Annotated in this window: 13 protein-coding genes; 6 read left to right on the top strand and 7 right to left on the bottom strand. The window is 75.1% G+C overall.

Features of this window, described 5'->3' with window-relative positions; all coding sequences use genetic code 11:
* Nucleotides 1-14 precede the first annotated feature (14 nt).
* Both FB458_RS14540 and smc read right to left on the bottom strand, forming a co-directional pair.
* Complete coding sequence (locus tag FB458_RS14540; protein WP_246061234.1) at nucleotides 15-1,631, bottom strand: methyl-accepting chemotaxis protein; 1,617 nt, start codon at nucleotides 1,629-1,631, stop codon at nucleotides 15-17.
* A 95-nt stretch (nucleotides 1,632-1,726) separates the two neighbouring features.
* The gene (smc, locus tag FB458_RS14535; protein ID WP_141849123.1) at nucleotides 1,727-5,323 is read right to left on the bottom strand and encodes a chromosome segregation protein SMC; all 3,597 of its coding nucleotides are present in this window, start codon (nucleotides 5,321-5,323) and stop codon (nucleotides 1,727-1,729) included.
* Nucleotides 5,324-5,621: 298 nt separating this feature from the next.
* Between smc and FB458_RS14530 the strand changes: the two genes are divergently transcribed.
* The 6 genes from FB458_RS14530 (at nucleotide 5,622) to FB458_RS14505 (ending at nucleotide 11,798) form a co-directional block, all read left to right on the top strand.
* A complete protein-coding gene (locus FB458_RS14530) occupies nucleotides 5,622-6,113 on the top strand; it encodes an Asp23/Gls24 family envelope stress response protein (RefSeq protein ID WP_141849122.1) in 492 nt (163 codons plus the stop codon).
* Nucleotides 6,114-6,180: 67 nt separating this feature from the next.
* Nucleotides 6,181-6,354: a CsbD family protein gene (locus tag FB458_RS14525; protein WP_141849121.1), complete on the top strand. Its 174-nt coding sequence runs from the start codon at nucleotides 6,181-6,183 to the stop codon at nucleotides 6,352-6,354.
* A gap of 201 nt (nucleotides 6,355-6,555) precedes the next feature.
* Nucleotides 6,556-8,409 carry a gamma-glutamyltransferase gene (gene ggt, locus FB458_RS14520; RefSeq protein ID WP_246061232.1) on the top strand — a complete coding sequence of 618 codons (1,854 nt, stop codon included), beginning with the start codon at nucleotides 6,556-6,558 and terminating at the stop codon, nucleotides 8,407-8,409.
* Between the two features lie 165 nt (nucleotides 8,410-8,574).
* Nucleotides 8,575-10,950: a PAS domain-containing hybrid sensor histidine kinase/response regulator gene (locus FB458_RS14515; protein WP_141849120.1), complete on the top strand. Its 2,376-nt coding sequence runs from the start codon at nucleotides 8,575-8,577 to the stop codon at nucleotides 10,948-10,950.
* Entirely contained in the window at nucleotides 10,943-11,359 is a 417-nt protein-coding gene (locus tag FB458_RS14510; RefSeq protein ID WP_141849119.1) for a response regulator, read from the top strand. The genes FB458_RS14515 and FB458_RS14510 overlap by 8 nt, the downstream gene beginning before the upstream one ends.
* A gap of 88 nt (nucleotides 11,360-11,447) precedes the next feature.
* Nucleotides 11,448-11,798 carry a chorismate mutase gene (locus FB458_RS14505; protein WP_141849118.1) on the top strand — a complete coding sequence of 117 codons (351 nt, stop codon included), beginning with the start codon at nucleotides 11,448-11,450 and terminating at the stop codon, nucleotides 11,796-11,798.
* A gap of 11 nt (nucleotides 11,799-11,809) precedes the next feature.
* On the opposite strand, the gene egtD is transcribed toward FB458_RS14505, so the two are convergent.
* The 5 genes from egtD to FB458_RS14480 all read right to left on the bottom strand — a co-directional run bounded on the left by egtD (nucleotide 11,810) and on the right by FB458_RS14480 (nucleotide 16,801).
* Entirely contained in the window at nucleotides 11,810-12,787 is a 978-nt protein-coding gene (gene egtD, locus FB458_RS14500) for an L-histidine N(alpha)-methyltransferase (protein WP_246061230.1), read from the bottom strand.
* Nucleotides 12,784-13,503: an ergothioneine biosynthesis protein EgtC gene (gene egtC / locus FB458_RS14495; RefSeq protein ID WP_141849117.1), complete on the bottom strand. Its 720-nt coding sequence runs from the start codon at nucleotides 13,501-13,503 to the stop codon at nucleotides 12,784-12,786. The genes egtD and egtC overlap by 4 nt, the downstream gene beginning before the upstream one ends.
* A gap of 2 nt (nucleotides 13,504-13,505) precedes the next feature.
* Nucleotides 13,506-14,882: an ergothioneine biosynthesis protein EgtB gene (gene egtB, locus FB458_RS14490; protein ID WP_141849116.1), complete on the bottom strand. Its 1,377-nt coding sequence runs from the start codon at nucleotides 14,880-14,882 to the stop codon at nucleotides 13,506-13,508.
* Nucleotides 14,879-16,285, bottom strand: coding sequence for an ergothioneine biosynthesis glutamate--cysteine ligase EgtA (gene egtA, locus FB458_RS14485; protein WP_141849115.1), 1,407 nt, complete (start codon nucleotides 16,283-16,285; stop codon nucleotides 14,879-14,881). The genes egtB and egtA overlap by 4 nt, the downstream gene beginning before the upstream one ends.
* Nucleotides 16,286-16,495: 210 nt before the next feature.
* The gene (locus tag FB458_RS14480) at nucleotides 16,496-16,801 is read right to left on the bottom strand and encodes an acylphosphatase (RefSeq protein WP_141849114.1); all 306 of its coding nucleotides are present in this window, start codon (nucleotides 16,799-16,801) and stop codon (nucleotides 16,496-16,498) included.
* Nucleotides 16,802-16,803 lie beyond the last annotated feature (2 nt).

The raw sequence follows: 16,803 nt of genomic DNA, 5'->3' as shown, positions 1-16,803 counted from the left end.
CGCGCGGTGGGTGGTCAGTAGGTGAAGGTCGCCACCTCGCTGCGCAGCTCCTCCCCCAACCGGCCCATCCGCTCCACCGAGCCGCCCATCCGCGCCAGCACCTGCGTGCTCTCGACCGCCGAGACGGCCAGGCCGTCCGAGGTCTCGGCGATCTCGCTGCTGCCGCGGGCCGCCTCCTGCACGCCGACGGACATGGCCTGGCTGGTGCCCGTGTGCTCGTCGAGGGCCGAGGTGATGCTCAGCTGGGTGTCGTTGATGGTCGCGATGATGGTCGCGATCCGCCCGATGGCGGCGACCGCGCCGGAGGTGTCGCCCTGGATCGTCTGCACCCGTCGCGCGATGTCCTCGGTGGCCCGGGCGGTCTCCCGGGCGAGCTCCTTCACCTCGGCCGCGACGACGGCGAAGCCCTTGCCCGCCTCGCCGGCCCGCGCGGCCTCGATGGTCGCGTTGAGGGCCAGCAGGTTGGTCTGCTCCGCGATCGAGGTGATGACCTTGACGACGTCGCCGATCTCGGCCGAGCTCTCGCCCAGGCGGACGACCGTCTCGTTGGTCGTCGCCGCCACCTCGGTGGCCTCGCCCGCGACCTGGGCCGCCTCCTGGGCGATGTGCGCGATGTCGGTCATGGCGCTGCCCAGCTGGTCGGTGCCCGTGGCCACCGCGCGGACGTTCTCGCTCACCTGCGCGGCCGCCGTGGCCACGACGTCGGCGCGTGCGCTGGTCTCGGCCGACGTCGCCGTCACCTGCACGTTGGCCCCGGACAGCTCGGCGGCCTCGGCCGCCACCCGGTCGGCCGTGTCGACGACCCGCGCGAGGATGCAGCGCAGGGAGCCCTGGGCGGTCCCGAGTGCCCGGGCCAGCTGGCCGACCTCATCGCCGCGCTCGACCTGCGGGTCCGCGGTGAGGTCGCCGCGGGCCATCGCCTCGAGCGCGCCCACGCACCGGCGCAGCGGGCGCACGACGGAGCGGGTGGTCCCGACCCCGAGGAACAGCGCCAGCAGCGCAGCGAGAGCCCCGGCGCCGAGCACCATGACCCGCGAGCGCCCGGACGCCGCCGACGCCTCCCGGTCGAGGACCGCGATCCGGGCCTCGACGAGCTTCTGCAGGGACGAGGTGGAGTCGAGCAGGGCGCTCCAGGCGGTGTCCAGGTCGTTGTTGAGGATGTCGTAGGCCTTGGCCATCGACGCGGGCGTCGCCTCCTTGATGAGGGCGAGCATGCGGTCGGTGACGACGAAGTAGTCGGTCCACTGCTTCCCGATGGTCGCGAGGACGGCCTGCTCCTGCGGGTCGAGCGCCCGCCCACCGAGGTCCTTGATGAGCTCGAAGCCCTTGGCCCGCGACTCGTTCAGCCCGGTGATGTTGTAGTCGTCGGGGCGGACCGCCTTGGCGGACCCCTCGACGACGGCCTCGGTGTAGATGTAGCCCTGCCACCCGCTGACGTCGGCGTCGAGGTAGCGCAGCTCGAGGACGACGTCGCGCACCGCGTGCAGGCCGGCGGTGTCCTCGGCCACGGTGCGCTGGGCGGACGAGCCGGTCAGGCCCGCGGCAGCCACGACGGCGAGCAGGAGCACGATGACGGTGAAGGCGACGCCGAGGCGGCGGCCGATGGGCAGGTCGGTGAGGGTGCGACGCACGGTACGCGGGTCCTTGGTGAGGTGGACGGCGGGACGTCCGTCCCATCGGCCGTCCCAGGCCCCATGTGACCGTTCGACCGCCACCGGTCCGGGACTCAGGCCGGCTGCGCCACCGCCGGGTCCTGCACGTCGCGCATCCGCTGCGAGACGACCGTCGTCACGCCGTCGCCGCGCATCGTCACGCCGTACAGGGCGTCCGCGATCTCCATCGTCTTCTTCTGGTGGGTGATGACGATGAGCTGGCTGCTGCCGCGCAGCTCCTCGAAGAGGGTGATGAGCCGGCCGAGGTTGGCGTCGTCGAGCGCCGCCTCGACCTCGTCCATGATGTAGAACGGCGACGGCCGGGCCTTGAAGATCGACACGAGCAGCGCCACCGCGACGAGCGACCGCTCGCCACCGGACAGCAGCGACAGCCGCTTGATCTTCTTGCCCGGCGGCCGGGCCTCGACCTCGAGACCCGTGGTGAGCATGTCGCTCGGGTCGGTGAGGACGAGCCGGCCCTCGCCACCGGGGAAGAGCCTCCCGAAGACCTGCTCGAACTGCTCGGCGGTGTCGCGGAACGCCTCGGCGAAGACCTGCTCGACGCGTTCGTCGACCTCCTTGACGATGTCGAGCAGGTCGCGCTTGGACGAGCGCAGGTCCTCGAGCTGGGTGGTGAGGAAGGTGTGCCGCTCCTCGAGCGCCGCGAACTCCTCCAGCGCCAACGGGTTGATCCGCCCCAGCGCGCCGAGCTTCCGCTCGGCCGACCGCAGCCGCTTCTCCTGCTCCTCGCGCACGAACGGCCGCGGCGGCGCCTCCTCGGCGGCGCGCCGCTCGTCCTGCGGCGCGTGCGGGTCGACGACCACCGGGATCGGACGGTCGGGGCCGAACTCGTCGACGAGGACCTCGGGGTCGACGCCGAGCTCCTCGACCGCCCGCGTCTGCAGCTGCTCGATCCGCAGCCGCTGCTGCGTGCGGGCGACCTCGTCGCGGTGGGCGGTGTCGGTGAGCAGCCGCAGCTCCTCCTGCTGGGCGGCGAGCGCTCGCCGCACGACGGCCAGCTCGCTCTCGCGCTCAGTGCGCTGGGCCTCGGCCCGCTGCCGCAGGGTGTCGGCCCGCTCCGCAGCGACCGAGAGCTGCTGGACGGCGTACGTCGCCGCGACCCGCACCGCCTCGGCCACCTGGGCCTCGCGACGGCGCCGCTCGAGCCGCGCCGCCTGTCGCTCGCGGGCGACGAGCTCGGCCTGGGCCGAGGTCTCCAGCGAGGTCGCGCGGTCGGCGAGCGCGCGGGCGCGCTCCTCGCGGGTGCGCAGCCCGAGCCGGACCTCCATCTCGTGGGTGCGGGCGGCCGTGGCCGCGGCGTCGAGCCGGTCCCGCTCGGCCGGGTCGGCGCTCTCGGCCTCGTCGCCCTGCTCGGCGGCCGCCTCGAGGCGGGCGCGCAGCTCGTCGTGCTCCGCGCGGTTGGTCGCCAGCGTGGCCTCCGCCGCGGTGATGGCGGCCTGGGCGCGCTCGGCCTCGGCGCGCGCCGTACGGGCGGCGGAGCCGAGGCTGCCGAGGCGCTCGGCGACGGCGGACATCCGCGCGTCGGAGTCGTGCAACCGCTCGAGGGCGGCCTCGACGGCCGTGGCGGCCTCGGTGGCCCGGGCCTGGGCGGCGGCGAGGGCGAAGCGGGCCTGCTCGCCGCGGGCGGTGGCCTCGGCGACCTGCTCGCGGGCGGCGTCGAGCGCGGACTGGATCTCCAGGAGGCTCGGCGCGGCCGACGAGCCACCGCGCACCCAGCCCGGGGCGACGACGTCGCCCTCGGGGGTGACCCCGATGACGCCCTGCTCGCAGAGGCGGGCCGCCTCCTGGGTGTCGGCGACGAGGGCGACCCGCTCCAGCAGCACCTCGACGGCCGGCCGCAGGTCGTCGGGGCAGCGGACGACGTCGCGCGCCCAGCGGGCGCCGGCGGGCAGGGCGGGCCAGCCGGTGGGGTCGACGGGACGGGCGGTGGCCCCGACCAGCAGGGCGGCCCGGCCGGCGTCCTCCCGGCGCAGGGTCGCGAGGGCGGCCACCGCGCCGTCGACCGTGCCGACGGCGAGGGCGTCGGCGGCCCAGCCGAGGGCGGCGGCCAGCGCCGCCTCGTGACCGTCGTCGACCTGGAGCAGGGCGGCGACCGACCCGGAGACCGCGTGGGCCTCGTCGCCGGCGGCCAGCAGCGCCGCGGCGCCGTCCTTGCGGCGCAGGCTCAGCTCGAGCGCCTCCACGCGGGCGGTGCCGGACTGGCGGTCGCGGTCGGCCGCCCGCTCGGCGTCGCGCTGCGCGTCGACCTCCGCCTCGAGCCGCTCGTGCTCGGCCGCGGCGCGCTCGTAGGCCTCGTCGAGGCCCTCCTCGCCCTCCTCGTCGACCGCGATCGTCGCCTCGAGGGCGGCGAACTCGCGCTCGGCCTCGGCGGCCCGCGTGGTGGCCGCCCCGGCGGAGCCGCGCAGCCGCTCGATCTCGGCCTCCCCGGCCTCGATCCGCGAGGCCTTGGCGCCGACCTGGCCCTGGAGGCGGGCCAGGCCCTCGCGGCGGTCGGCGACGGCGCGGGCGACCCGCGCGAGGCGCTGCTGCTCGGCGGCGTACGCCCTCTCCGCGTCGGCCTTGGCCGTGACGGCGGCCTGCAGCGTCTCCTGCGCGGCGGCGATCTCGTCGGTGAGGACGGCGTGCTGCTCGCGCAGGTCGGCGGCCTGGGCCCGCAGGGCGTCGGGGTCGCGGCCCGGGTCGGTGGCATCGGCGCCGTCATCCTGCGACAGCAGGCGCACCCGGTCGGTGGCGACGTTGCGGGTGGAGGCCAGCCGCTCGGTGAGGCGGGAGAGGCCGACGAAGCGCTCCTGGGCCCGGGACAGCTCGGGGCGGGCCTCCTCGGCCTCCGCCTCGAGGTGGGCCAGACGGCCGGCCAGGTCGGCGATGGCCTCCTCGACCTCGGCCCGGCGCGCGAGCAGCGCGGTCTCGTCGGCGACCTCCTGCTCGAGGGTGGAGCTCAGCTGGACGAGGTCGTCGGCCAGCAGACGAAGGCGGGCGTCGCGGACGTCGGCCTGGACGACGGCGGCCCGGCGCGCGGTCTCGGCCTGCCGGCCGAGCGGGCCGAGCTGGCGGCGGATCTCGGTGGTGAGGTCGTTGACCCGGGTGAGGTTGGCCTCCATCGCCTCGAGCTTGCGCAGCGCCCGCTCCTTGCGCTTGCGGTGCTTGAGGACCCCGGCCGCCTCCTCGATGAAACCGCGGCGCTCCTCGGGCGTGGCCCGCAGGACCGTGTCGAGCTGGCCCTGGCCGACGATGACGTGCATCTCGCGGCCGATCCCGCTGTCGGAGAGCAGCTCCTGCACGTCGAGCAGCCGGCAGCTGGTGCCGTTGATGGCGTAGTCCGAGCCACCGTTGCGGAACATCGTCCGCGAGATCGTCACCTCGGTGTAGTCGATCGGCAGCGCGCCGTCGGTGTTGTCGATGGTCAGCGTGACCTCGGCGCGGCCGAGGGGGGCACGCCCCGCCGTCCCGGCGAAGATGACGTCCTCCATCTTGCCGCCGCGCAAGCTCTTGGCGCCCTGCTCCCCCATCACCCAGGCCAGCGCGTCGACGACGTTGGACTTGCCCGAGCCGTTCGGCCCGACGATGCAGGTGATGCCCGGCTCCAGCCGCATCGAGGTCGCGGACGCGAAGGACTTGAATCCCTTGAGCGTCAGGCTCTTGACGTACACGGTGACGGGGCCTTCCGGGCGGGGGCGGGCCGGCGGCGGGCGAGGTGGTCGGGCGGCCGGCGGACCCTGGGTGGATCGCGCGCCACCCTACCCGCGGCGGGGCACGCCCCCCGGGAGGCGCAGGGGGCCGGTGGTGCGAGCGACGTACGGGGCCCCTGGGGCGGGTGGGACGTCACAGGCGGGGCGTCGCGGCGTGACCCTGTTCACACCAGGAAAGTGCCGGCCGACCGTGAGGATCGCCGTCCTCGTCCCGACCTACTGGGTGCCAGCACGAAGCCGCCGAGGAAAGGACGAACCCATGAGCGTCTCCACGACCACCCCGCACACCACCGGCTCGACCACCGTGGCCCCGACCTCCGGTGAGAAGGGCAAGACCACGATCGCCGACACCGTCGTGTCGAAGATCGCCGGCATCGCCACCCGCGAGGTCGACGGGGTCTACGACCTGGGCGGCAACGTCCAGCGCGCCGTGGGCCTGCTGCGCGAGCGCATCCCGGTCGGCTCGACCAACCTCTCCCAGGGTGTCTCGGTCGAGGTGGGCGAGAAGCAGGCTGCGGTGGACCTGACGATCATCGCCGAGTACGGCGTCGGTATCGCCGACCTGGCCTCCGGCATCCGTCGCAACGTCATCGCCTCCGTCGAGCGGATGACCGGCCTGCAGGTCACCGAGGTCAACATCGCCGTGTCCGACGTGCACATCGAGGACGACGACGCCCCGGCCACCGCCGCCGCCCGCGAGCTGAGCAAGGACAGGGCCGAGCAGGAGCCGACCGAGCCGCGCGTCGCCTGAGCACCACCTGCTTTTCCGGAACCTGATCACCGGTCAACCTGATCCGCGACAACGAAGGAGAACGACCATGGGTCTCATGGACAAGGCCAACAACGCCGTCGACGAGGCGGCCGGCAAGGCCAAGGAGACGGTCGGCAAGCTGACCGACAACGAGCGCCTCGAGGCGGAGGGCAAGGCCGAGCAGACCAAGGCGAACGCCAAGCAGACCGGCGAGGACGTCAAGGACGTCGTCAAGGGCTGAGCAGCCCACCAGACCGCCGTCACCGGTCGGGACGGATCCCCCGAGCCCCTCCCGACCGGTGACGGCCACGGGTGCGGCGAGCACCTGCAGTGCCACCCGTCGCACCCCAGAGGGGCCGGGCCTTCGGGCCCGGCCCCTCTCCGGGTGCGACGGGCGCGCCGCGGGTCTAGCGTCGCGAGGACCCGACCGGAGGAACCCGCCATGACGCGTCCCGCCCTGACCGCCGGCCTCGTCGCCGCCATGCTCGTCCCGGCGGTGGCCGGGAGCGCCGCCGCGGCGTCCGGCGCTCCCCCGGGTGCGGCGTCCTCGGGTGCCGCGGTCTCGAGCGCCGCCGGTCGCGGACCCGTGACGGCCCCGCGCAACGCCACCGCGGTGGGCACGGGGGGCGCGGTCGCGTCGGTCGACCCGGTGGCGACCATGGAGGGTCTGAAGGTCCTGGAGGCGGGCGGCAACGCCGCCGACGCGGCCGTCGCGACGGCCGCCGTCCTCGGCGTCACCGAGCCGTTCTCCTCGGGGATCGGCGGCGGAGGGTTCCTCGTCTACTACGACGCGAAGACCACGAAGGTCACCACCGTCGACAGCCGCGAGGCGGCACCGGCGACCTTCACCTCGCGGACCTTCACCAAGCCCGACGGCACCCCGCTCGACTTCTTCACCACCGTGACGTCGGGCCTGTCGGTCGGCGTTCCCGGCACCCCCGCGCTGTGGGACCTCACGGCCCGCCGGTACGGCACCAGGCCGTTGTCGCAGCTGCTCGCCCCGGCCGAGGAGGTCGCCCGACGCGGCTTCGTCGTCGACGACACCTACCGGCAGCAGACCCTCGACAACGCCGCCCGCTTCGCCGGGTTCCCCGCCACGGCCTCGGTCTTCCTCCCCGGTGGGAGCGCCCCGGCGGTCGGCTCGGTCTTCCGCAACCCGCAGATGGCCAACGCCTATCACGCGCTGCGGACCCTGGGCGTCGACACCCTCTACCACGGGGCGATGGGTCAGGCCGTCGTCGCCACCGCGCAGCACCCGGTCACCACCGACGGCAGCACCGTCTACCCGGGCCAGCTGACGATGGGCGACCTGGCGGCGTACGACGCCCGCGTGCTCGCGCCCACGCGCACGACGTACCGGGGCCTGGACGTCTGGGGCATGCCGGTCCCGTCCTCCGGTGGCATCGCCGTCGGCGAGACCCTCAACCTGCTCGAGGCCTACGACCGGCAGACCGGCACGCCGCTGTCGAAGGTCGACGAGGTGCAGTACCTGCACCGCTTCAGCGAGGCGACGGCCACCGCCTTCGCCGACCGCAACCGCTGGGTGGGCAGCGTCCCGGACGTGCCGACGCAGGCCCTGCTGTCCCAGCCGTTCGCGAACGAGCGCGCCTGCCAGCTGTTCGACCCGATGACGGCCCACGCCCGCCCACTCCCCTTCGGGCAGCCCGACGGCTCCTCCTCGTGCACGCCGACCACGGCGGCGCAGACCCCGGCCGGCATCGAGCACGGGACGACGCACCTGACCGTGGCGGACCGGTGGGGGAACGTGGCGTCGTACACCCTCACCATCGAGCAGACCGGCGGCTCGGGCATCACCGTCCCGGGATACGGCTTCCTGCTCAACAACGAGCTGACCGACTTCGACTTCGTGCCGATCACGCCCGGCGTCCCCGACCCGAACCTCCCCGGCCCCGGCAAGCGGCCGCGCTCGTCGATGAGCCCGACCATCATCACCCAGGACGGCCGCCCCGTGATGGGGGTCGGCTCTCCCGGGGGGGCGACGATCATCACGACCGTGGCCCAGGTCGTCACGGAGTACCTCGACCGCGGTCTGTCCCTCAAGGACGCGATCGCCGCCGCGCGGCTCAGCTCGCGCAACGGGGCCGAGCAGGCCGAGCCGGCCCTCCTCGACAGCGCCGTGGGGACGGCGCTGCAGGCGATGGGTCACCAGCTCGTGTCCACCCCCGAGATCGGGGCGGCCACGGCGATCGTCCTGCGCCAGGACGGCACGATGCACGCGGCCGCCGAACCCACCCGTCGCGGGGGTGGCGCCGCCGCGGTCGTCGACCCGCGCTGACCCCACCCACCCCGGCCGTCCGCGGTCGGGGTGGGTGACAAGTGCTGACATCCGGGACACGAGCGACACTATGCTCGGGCGGGAGACGGCCGTGTGCCGCCTCCACGGCGGGTCGGGGCCCCTCGTCCTCACCCTCGTGCGACACCAGCCAACCGGGGTGACCGTGTGCACGCTCTGATCGGGGTCCTCGCCCTCGTCGTGATGACGCAGTACCTCGTCATCGCCGTGGTCATCGTGCCCCGGCTCGCCGGGCTGGCCCAGAACGGTGGCCGCCTCATCTCGGTGGCACGGTGGGGTGCGGCCGCCTTCTTCATCGGGTGCGCCGTCACCCACGCCTCGATCGCGGTGGACAGCTTCGTGCCGGAGCTCCTCGGCGGCACGATGGAGCACTCCCGCGCCGACAACAGCGTGACCGCCCAGCTCGTGACCATGGTCGTGCCGCACCTCGCGCAGGCCATCGGGGGCGCGCTGTTCATCGGTATCGCCCGCAGCCGGCTCGAGGTGAGCATCCAGAGCAAGGCGATGGCGCAGGACCAGCGGGCGCTGGACCGCCAGTGGCGGGCCGCCTTCACCGACGCCCCCCTCGGCATCGCGCTGCTCCCCGTGGACGGTTCCGACGCCGGTGACGCCTACGTCAACGCCGCCTACCGGCGCCTCTTCGCCCGGGCCGGCAGCCCCGGTGACGGCGCGGACGCGCTCAGTGCGCTGCTCCCCACCGACCCGGAGGCGTCGCGCGAGGCCCTGAGCCGACTCGCCGCCGGCACCCCCGTCGAGCAGGAGGTGCGGGTCGAGACCCCCGAGGGCACCCGGCTCGTGCACGCGACCCTCACCCCGGTCGCCGGCGAGCAGGGCGGCGTACGACGCATCACCGGCATCTTCGAGGACGTCACCGCGCGCTCGCTCGCCGCGGAGGAGCTCCGCGCGAGCGAGCAGCTCTTCCGGCAGCTGTCCGAGGGGCTCAGCGTGGGGGTCAACCTGCGCGAGATCGACCCGCCGCGGTTCCTCTACGCCAACACCGAGTACCTGAGGATCGTCGGGCACGAGTCCGTCGACGGCAGCACCGACGTGCGCTCCCTGGTCGACCGGGTCCACCCCGAGGACCGCGAACGGTTCGACGCCGAGTACTGGGGACCGGTCGCCGCGGGTCGGTCGGCCCGGATCGAGCTGCGGCTGGTCGACCACGACCACGGGGTGCGCTGGCTGCGCCTGCAGAGCAACCCCATCGGCACCAACCTCGTCGCCAGCACCGTCGAGGACGTCACCGCCCGCCAGCACGCGGCCGCCGCCGTGATGTCGGCCAAGGCCGAGGCCGAGCGGGCCAACCTCGCCAAGAGCGAGTTCCTCTCCCGGATGAGCCACGAGCTGCGGACCCCGCTCAACGCCGTCATCGGCTTCGGTCAGCTGCTCAAGCTCGGCGCCCTCAGCACCGCGCAGGACGAGGCGGTCACCCACATCCTCTCCGGGGGTCGCCACCTCCTGGGGATGATCGACGACATCCTCGACATCTCCCGGATCGAGACCGACCAGCTCGAGGTCTCGATCGAGCCGGTCCTCGCGGCCGAGATCATCGACGAGGCCGTCGCCCTGCTCACCCCGATGGCGGCCGACCACGGCGTGACCGTCGAGGTCGTTCCCCCGTCCGGCGACGGCGGCGACGTCGTGCGCGCGGACCGCCGCCGGCTCCGGCAGGTGCTGCTCAACCTGCTGTCCAACGCCATCAAGTACAACCGCCCCCACGGCACCGCCCGGATCAGCTGCACCGCGGTCGACGACGGGCACGTCGCCATCGCGGTGGCCGACACCGGGATCGGCATCGGCGAGGCGGCCCAGGCCCGTCTCTTCACCCCCTTCGACCGGCTGGGGCAGGAGGCGACCGAGATCGAGGGCACGGGCATCGGTCTGGCGCTGACGCAGCGGCTCGCCGCGATCATGGGCGGGCGGCTCGACGTGGTCTCCGAGCGCGGCGTGGGGAGCACCTTCACGGTCGTCCTCCCCGTCGAGACGGTGCCCGTGGTCGCCGACACGCAGGAAGCCGAGGTCGGCGAGGCGCCCGCGACCCACCGGTCCTCCACCCTGCTCTACGTCGAGGACAACCTCCCGAACGTGCGGCTCATGCAGGCGCTCGTCGACCGGCGCCCGGGATGGAGCCTGGTCCACGCCGGGCACGGGGGCCTCGGGCTCGAGCTGGCGACCGCGGCCCCGCCGGACCTGGTGCTCCTCGACCTGCACCTGCCCGACATCAACGGTCTGGACGTCCTGCGGCGGCTGCGCGCCGACCCCCGCACGGCGCACCTGCACGTCGTCGTCGTCAGCGCCGACGCCAACCAGCACCAGGTCGACCGCCTCACCGAGGCCGGCGCGGACGGCTACCTCACCAAGCCGCTCGACATCGCCCGCGTGTTCGGGCTCCTGGACCGGTACGCCGCGGACGGGGCCGACGCGGGGGCGCCTGCGGTGGCGCCGGCGGTGGCGCCGGCGGTGACGTCGGTGCGGGCGGGGGCGGAGCGGGCCGCGACGAGCGCGCAGGACGTCGATGGGTGAGGTCACCACGAGCGGGCTGGACGGTGGCGCGCACCCGCGCCCGACCCTGCTCTACGTCGAGGACCACCCGGCGAGCGTCAGCGTGATGCGCTCGCTGCTCGAGCTGCGCCCGCAGTGGCGCTTCCTCACCGCGGCCCGCCTCGACGCCGGCCTCGTGCTGGCCCGCACCGAGCACCCGGACCTCGTGCTGCTCGACATGCGGCTGCCCGACGGCACGGGATCGGACGGCCTCGCGGCCCTCCGGTCCGACCCCGCCACGAGCGGGATCCCGGTCGTCATCCTCACCGCGGGTCCGCCCGGGGGCGAGCGACCCCTGCTCGAGGCGGGCGCCGAGCAGGTCTGGATCAAGCCGCACGACCTGTCCCTCACCCTCGACTTCCTCGACGAGATCGCCGCCCGCTCGGCCTGACCGCAGGGCGGCGGGTCGTCCCGCGAACGCCGGGTCCGGGCTGCGAGACGTACGGCCCGACGCCCACCCGGCGAACTAGCCTGGTCGCGTGGCCGATCCCGACGCGACCCCCACCCAGGCACGCCCTGCCCGACCCGGCGTCCGGCGCGACGTCCCGCCGGAGCTGGCGGCGCTGCGCCGCAGCATCGACAACATCGACGCGGCCCTCATCCACCTCCTGGCCGAGCGGTTCAAGGCCACCCAGAAGGTCGGCATCCTCAAGGCCGAGGAGGGCCTGCCGCCGGCGGACCCGGGTCGCGAGGAGCAGCAGATCGAGCGGCTGCGCGACCTCGCCCTCGACTCGGGGCTGGACCCGGTCTTCGCCGAGAAGTTCCTCGCCTTCGTCGTCGCCGAGGTCATCCGGCACCACGAGGCGATCGCCGACGCCACCCGGGGCTGACGCCCCGGCCCTCAGGAGGGCAGCGGCCTCGAGAGCGACAGGGCGACGTCGCCGGCGGGGTCGGTCCACCAGTGGGTCACCCCGAGGCCGGCGGCGGCCAGCTCCTCGGTGACGCCCTCGCGGGTGAACTTCGTCGAGATCTCGGTGCGCATCTCCTCCCCCGCGGCGAAGGGCACCTCGAGGTCGAGGTCGCGCAGCCGCACGACCTGCTCGCGCTGCGACACCAACCGCATCTCGACCCATGAGTGGCGCGGGTCCCACACGGCGCGGTGGACGAACGCGTCCACGTCGAAGTCGGCCCCCAGGCTGCGGTTGATGACCCGCAGCACGTTGCGGTTGAACTCCGCGGTGACGCCCTGCGCGTCGTCGTACGCCGCCTCGAGCCGCTCCGGGGCCTTGACCAGGTCGGTGCCGAGCAGGAGCCAGCCGTGGTCACCGAGCAGGCTGCGCACGTCGGCGAGGAAGACCGCCCGCTGGCCCGGGTCGAGGTTGCCGATGGTCGAGCCGAGGAAGGCCACCAGCTGCCCCGGGCGGCGGGGCACCTCGCGCAGGTGCTTCTCGAAGTCCCCGACCTCGGGGGCGACGACCAGCCCCGGGAGCTCGGCGGTGACGGCCTCGGCCGCCTCCCGCAGGACGACCGGGTCGACGTCGAAGGGGACGAAGCGCTCGAGGATGCCGCCGCGGGTGAGGGCCTGGAGCAGCAGCCGGGTCTTCTCCGAGGTGCCGGACCCGAGCTCGACGAGGGTGGGGGCGCCGGTCACCGAGGCCACGTCGTCGGCGTGCTCCTGGAGGATCGCCCACTCCGCCCGGGTCGGGTAGTACTCGGGGAGCCGGGTGATCTCGTCGAACAGCTCGCTGCCGCGGCCGTCGTAGAAGTACTTGGGCGGCAGCACCTTGGGCGTCGCCGTCAGACCGGCGCGGACGTCGACGGCCATCTGGCGCGCGAGGTCCTGCGGGTCGAGGTGGACGGCGGGGGCGGTCTGGGTCACGGGTGGTCCTCGATCGCGGTCACGGCGACCGCGTCGCGGGTCGCCTCGAGCAGGTGGTGGTCGGGCACGTCGACCCACGCCGGGTCGTCGTCCCACGGCTCGCTGGCGACCACGAGGCCGTCGGCGGTCCGTCGGTAGGAGAGGCCGTCGCCCCAGGTCACGGCGAGCACCCGGGTGCCGTCGGTCAGCAGGAGCGACAGGCGTGCCCCCGGGTCGAGCGCGGCGACCTCGCGCACCCGCCGGGCGAGCGCGGGCCCGCCGAGGTCGTCACCGAGGGCGAGGACGTGGGCGGCGAGCAGGGCCGCGTCGCAGGCGGACTCCGCCTCGTGCCGCGCGGGCAGCACGGTGCGGTCGAGGCTGCCGTTGTGCGAGACGAGCCAGCGGCCGTCGGTGAAGGGCGCGCACGCGGTCTCGTCGAGCGGCATCCCCACGGTGGCGGAGCGCACGGCGGCGAGCACCGCGCCCGACCGCAGCACGGGGGCGACGGCGCCGAACGCGGTGTCCCCCCAGAGCGGCCGGGAGGAGCGCCAGCGCACCGGGACGGCCGGGTCCGGTGCGTCCGCCGACCAGAACCCCACGCCCCACCCGTCGGCGTTGACCAGCCCCCGGCTCTGGCGCCGCGGCTGGTACGACTGGCGCAGCAACCCGTGCTCGGGGCGCAGGACCAGGTCGGCGAGGGAGCGGGGCTCCCCCACCCACGCGAGGTGGCGGCACATCCTCAGGCACCCTCGCCCGGGTCGACGTCCCAGGCCAGCCGCAGCCCGGTGAAGATCTGCCGGCGGATCGGCAGGTCCCAGTTGCGGAAGGACGGGCGGATCGAGGAGCCGCCGACCGCCCACGACCCGCCGCGCAGCACGCGGAAGTCCCCACCGAAGAAGGGCGCCGAGTACTGCGCGTAGACCATCGGGCGGAAGCCCGGCCACGGCTCGAACCCTGACGAGGTCCACTCCCAGACGTCGCCGACCAGCTGCTCGACGCCGTACGCCGACGCGCCCGCCGGGTAGGCACCCACCGGCGCCGGGCGCAGCGCCTCGCCGCCGAGGTTGGCCAGGGCCGGGGTCCACGCGGAGTCGCCCCAGGGCCAGCGGCGCCGGCGCTGCGCGACGGGGTCCCAGGCGCACGCCTTCTCCCACTCCTGCTCGGTGGGCAGCCGGGCCCCGGCGAACCGGGCGAACGCCTCGGCCTCGAAGAAGTCGACGTGCTGCACCGGCTCGTCCGGCGGCAGGGGCTCGAGCAGCCCGAAACGGCGGCGCGAGCCGTCGCCGGTCCAGAACTGCGGTCCGGTCAGACCCACCTCGCGGCGGTGCGACCAGCCCCGCTCCGACCACCAGCGGGGCTCGTCGTACCCGCCGGCGTCGACGAAGGCCTGCCAGTCGGCGTTGGTGACCGGGACGCGCCCGATCCGGAACGAGGGCAGGTCCACGACGTGGGCCGGGCGCTCGTTGTCCAGCGACCAGGGCTCGTCGACCCCGTCGACCCCGAGGACGAACGGTCCGCCCGACACGAGGACCGATCCCTCGGGTGTCGCGCCCGACGGCAGCGGACGGCCCGGCGGCAGCGCGGCACCGACGCCGAGCAGCGGGGCGCCCTCGCGCAGCTGGTGCGTGGCGAGCATGGTCTCGACGTGCTGCTGCTCGTGCTGCTCGACCATGACGTGGGGGAACAGCGCGTCGTCGCCGCGGTCGTCGCGCTCCTCGAGGCGGTCGAGGTCGTCGAGGACCCGCGCGCGCACGTCGGCGACGAAGACGCGCGACTCCGCCGGGGTGAGCAGCGGCAGGGTGACCCGCTCGGACCGGGCGTGCTCGAACGCGTCGTACAGGCGCTCGACGTGGGCGGACAGAAGGCCCTGGGCCCCGGCGTCGCCGTGCCGCAGCAGCCACAGGTCCTCCTGCTGGCCGATGTGCGCGAGGTCCCACACGAGCGGGCTCATCAGCGGGCTGTGCTGCCGGGTCAGCTCGGCGTCCTCGGCGTCGGTGAGCGCGAGGGTGCGTCGCCGCGCCGTCTCGAGGCCGGCCGCCACGCCGGCGACCCGGCTGCGGGGCGTGCCGGCCGGGCCCGTGTCGCCCGGCGTCGGCCGGGATGGGTGCGTCGTCATCGCTGTCCTCCCTGGGCAGGGGTCGTGGTCGCGCCCGGGACGGGCGCGGGGGTGGTGCGGGCCTCGTCGAGCAGCACGGCGACGGGACCCTGGCGCTCGATGCGGTCGCGCAGGGCCCCGCTGAGCGTGTGCCCGTCGCGCCAGCGCTGGGCGAGCTCGCCGACGTCGTCGGCGAACGGGGCCGGCGCGCGGTCGGCCGCGACCTCCAGGCACCGCAGCGCGGCCCGGTGCACGGACGCGTCGCCGGGACCCAGCCGCGCGGCGGCCTCCCACTCGCCGGCGACCGGCTCCGTGGCCGCGCGGGCGGCGTCGGCGGCGACCGCGTCGTCGACGAGGGTCGCCGTGAGGGCGGCGACGGCCGGCCACCACCGCGCCGGCAGCGCGTCGAGGCTGCGCACCTCGAGGTACCCCCGGGGGCGCACCGGCGGGAACAGCGTGGACAGGTGGTAGTCGACGTCGGCCGCGGTGGCGGGTCGCCCCAGGTCGACCTCGCCGGACAGCCAGTCGGCCAGGGTCACCCGCTCACGCACGGCGCGGACGTCGCCGGTCGGTCCGGACGGTCCGGGGGGCTCCGCGGCGACGAGCATCACCGGCCCCCGCAGCGCGTAGTCCGCCCACTGGGCGGCCGGGTCGCCGCGTCCGTCGGGGGCCACGCCGGTCCGCTCGGGGGCGCCGACCGAGCCGCTGCGACCGTGGTCGATGCCGTCCCAGGTGCCCTGGCGCATCGAGTGCCAGCCGCTGGAGCGACCGCCCAGCCAGGGCGAGGTGGAGGAGACCGCGACGAGGACCGGCACGAGCGCACGGACCAGCTCGAGCCGGTCACCCCACCCGGACGCCGGCCCGGCGTCGAGGTTGACCTGGAGGGCGGCGGTCGAGGTCATCATGGCCAGCCCGGATCCGCCGACCGAGAAGCGCTCGAAGTGCTGCTCCATGGCGGCGTACCGTCCCGCCGGGCTGAGCCGGCGCGGCGCCCGGGCGGGGTCGGCCCCCAGCGAGGCCAGGCCCAGCCCGAGGGGGGCGGCCACCTCGCGCAGGCGCGCCTCGTCGAGGGTGAGCGCGCGCACGGCGGCGGTGACGTCGTCGTACGGCGGCCCGGACAGCTCCACCTGCCCGCCCGGCTCCGTCGTCACCCGGCTGCCGCCGGGCAGGGGCCCCGCCGCCGCGACCTGCGCGACGAGCCCCGCGACCCGGTCCCAACCGGGGCGGCGGCCCGGGTCGACGAGGTCGACGAGGTGCAGCTCCAGCTCCAGGCCGACCCGGCCGCCCGCGCACTCGCGGAAGGCGGACGAGGCGATCCGCTCGCGGGCGGCCTGCACCGCGGCCGCGCCCGGCGCGGGCCAGTGGAGGTCCGCGGAGGAGGGCTGCGGGGTGCTCGGCGGGGTAGCGCACATGGTCGTGCTCATGGGTGACGCCCCTTCCAGGTCCGGACCGGTCCTGAAGGAGGACCGCGGGTCGGCGTGGGGCGGCCCGGGCCGGGCCGTCCTCGGTGCTGCGGTGGTGCTGGGTCCCAGCCTTACCCAGACCACCGACAGTGCCAACCCCGGGGGCCCGGGTCGACCCCGACGTCACGAACCCGTCGCCGGGCGTTCACCCCTCGGGGGGAGGCCCCGCGGTCACTTCTCCACGAAGCCGTCCACACCCGGCCGCGGGGCCGCCCACTGCGCGACGACGGCGTCGACCCGCCCCGGGCGAGCGGTCGTGCTGGGGTCCTCCTCCAGCAGCACGACGAGACGGTCCACCGCGGCCCCGTCGCCCTGGGCGACCACCTCGACCCGGCCGTCGGGGAGGTTGCGGGCGTGCCCGACGAGCCCCAGCTCGAGGGCGCGCGAGCGGGTCCACCAGCGGAAGCCGACGCCCTGCACGGCACCCCGGACGAAGACGGTCGCGCGCTCCGCGGGACGGTCGGTGCCCCGGTCCATGA

This window comes from Lapillicoccus jejuensis (assembly GCF_006715055.1).
Lineage (GTDB): Bacteria > Actinomycetota > Actinomycetes > Actinomycetales > Dermatophilaceae > Lapillicoccus > Lapillicoccus jejuensis.
This window is presented reverse-complemented; position numbering and strand designations above follow the sequence as displayed.

Coding starts and splice junctions, on each gene's coding strand:
- FB458_RS14510 (WP_141849119.1), top strand. CDS start 10,943: ATGGGTGAGGTCACCACGAGCGGGCTGGACGGTGGCGCGCACCCGCGC.
- ggt (WP_246061232.1), top strand. CDS start 6,556: ATGACGCGTCCCGCCCTGACCGCCGGCCTCGTCGCCGCCATGCTCGTC.
- egtB (WP_141849116.1), bottom strand. CDS start 14,882: ATGACGACGCACCCATCCCGGCCGACGCCGGGCGACACGGGCCCGGCC.
- FB458_RS14530 (WP_141849122.1), top strand. CDS start 5,622: ATGAGCGTCTCCACGACCACCCCGCACACCACCGGCTCGACCACCGTG.
- FB458_RS14480 (WP_141849114.1), bottom strand. CDS start 16,801: ATGGACCGGGGCACCGACCGTCCCGCGGAGCGCGCGACCGTCTTCGTC.
- egtC (WP_141849117.1), bottom strand. CDS start 13,503: ATGTGCCGCCACCTCGCGTGGGTGGGGGAGCCCCGCTCCCTCGCCGAC.
- FB458_RS14525 (WP_141849121.1), top strand. CDS start 6,181: ATGGGTCTCATGGACAAGGCCAACAACGCCGTCGACGAGGCGGCCGGC.
- egtA (WP_141849115.1), bottom strand. CDS start 16,285: ATGAGCACGACCATGTGCGCTACCCCGCCGAGCACCCCGCAGCCCTCC.